The sequence below is a fragment of the Brevibacterium sp. 2SA genome (genome assembly GCF_005502845.1).
Lineage (GTDB): Bacteria > Actinomycetota > Actinomycetes > Actinomycetales > Brevibacteriaceae > Brevibacterium.
This window is the reverse complement of the sequence record NZ_SCMW01000107.1, coordinates 1-2,053: the sequence shown is the minus strand read 5'-3', so window position 1 is coordinate 2,053 and position 2,053 is coordinate 1. Positions and strand designations below refer to the sequence as shown.

General features: G+C 55.5%; 1 rRNA gene. It reads left to right on the top strand.

The window, feature by feature from the left end:
* Positions 1-343: 343 nt before the first annotated feature.
* A 23S ribosomal RNA gene (locus FFS20_RS18175) occupies positions 344-2,053 on the top strand; the annotation flags it as partial.

Below are 2,053 nucleotides of genomic sequence, written 5' to 3'. Positions count from 1 at the left end.
CGGGTGGGTTGCTCAAGGGTGGAACATCACATTTCTCCTGACCTCCTGCCTGCCGGTGCCAAGTCATCGTGTGGGATCACAGGGTTGATGGTCGGGGGTAGGGCAGGCACGCTGTTGGGTCCTGGAATCACAACATGTGGTTCCACAGGCCCCAACCCAACCCGCTGCTGGCAGTACTGCTGTCAGGTGTGGGGTGGTGTTTGGTAGTGGTTTGAGAATCGTATAGTGGACGCGAGCATCAAGCACCAGCCTTTGGCTGGTGTGTAGTGTGATTTTCTTTGAGTCAAAAATTCTTAGTGTGATATTTTCGCGCACACACACATAACCGACCCTCATGGGTGGTGTGTGAGTGTGTAAGAGCGCATGGTGGATGCCTTGGCATCAGGAGCCGATGAAGGACGTGGAAATCTGCGATAAGCCTCGGGGAGCCGATAAACGGGCTGTGATCCGAGGATGTCCGAATGGGGAAACCCCGCCACATGTGAGTGTGGTGACCCGCACCTGAATATATAGGGTGTGTGGAGGGAACGCGGGGAAGTGAAACATCTCAGTACCCGTAGGAAGAGAAAATAAGAATGATTCCGGGAGTAGTGGCGAGCGAAACTGGATGAGCCTAAACCCTGACAGTGTGAGAGCGTGCTGGTGTTGCTGTTTGGGTGTTGTGGGGTGTGTGTGTTCGGTTCAGCATGACCGAGACGCTGATGTGTGTGATCTGTAGTCGAACCTGGTGGGAAACAGGACCGCAGTGGGTGAGAGTCCCGTAGACGAAACAGGTCACCCCGGTGTGATGCATGTCCCCGAGTAGCACGGAACTCGTGGAATTCCGTGTGAATCTGCCAGGACCACCTGGTAAGGCTAAATACTTCCTGATGACCGATAGCGGATCAGTACCGTGAGGGAATGGTGAAAAGTACCCCGGGAGGGGAGTGAAAGAGTACCTGAAACCATGTGCTTACAATCCGTCAGAGCCACCCTGGTTGTGGTGATGGCGTGCCTTTTGAAGAATGAGCCTGCGAGTTAGCGGTGCGTGGCGAGGTTAACCCGTGTGGGGTAGCCGTAGCGAAAGCGAGTCCGAACAGGGCGGTGTCAGTCGCGTGTCCTAGACCCGAAGCGGAGTGATCTAGCCATGGGCAGGGTGAAGCAGCAGTAAGATGTTGTGGAGGCCCGCACCCACTTCAGTTGAAAATGGAGGGGATGACCTGTGGTTAGGGGTGAAAGGCCAATCAAACTCTGTGATAGCTGGTTCTCCCCGAAATGCATTTAGGTGCAGCGTTGCGTGGTTCTTGCCGGAGGTAGAGCTACTGGATGGCTGATGGGCCCCACCGGGTTACTGACGTCAACTAAACTCCGAATGCCGGTAAGGTTCAGCGTGGCAGTGAGACAGTGGGGGATAAGCTTCATTGTCGAGAGGGAAACAGCCCAGACCATCAACTAAGGCCCCTAAGCGTGTGCTGAGTGGGAAAGGATGTTCAGTTGCGAAGACAACCAGGAGGTTGGCTTAGAAGCAGCCACCCTTGAAAGAGTGCGTAATAGCTCACTGGTCAAGTGATTGAGCGCCGATAATGTAGCGGGGCTAAGTACACCGCCGAAGTTGTGGCAGCACCACGATACTGTAATGGTGTGGTGTTGGGTAGGGGAGCGTCGTGTCGCCAGTGAAGTCGCCGTGTGAACGAGTGGTGGAGGCGTCACGAGTGAGAATGCAGGCATGAGTAGCGAAAGACGGGTGAGAAACCCGTCCACCGGATGACCAAGGGTTCCAGGGCTAGGCTAATCCGCCCTGGGTAAGTCGGGACCTAAGGCGAGGCCGACAGGCGTAGTCGATGGACAACCAGTTGATATTCTGGTACCGACACACAACCGACAATACCAAAACACATGAGACTAACTCCCCGATCCCCCGACTGGGTCTTCGGATTCGGTGTGCGGGGTGAGGTGAGGACCTGAGTGTGGAGTCGGTCAGCGTGAGGTGTGACGCAGAAAGGTAGCCAGGCCACGCGATGGTTGTCGTGGTCTAAGGTTGTAGCACGTGGGGGTAGGCAAATCCGTCCCCACA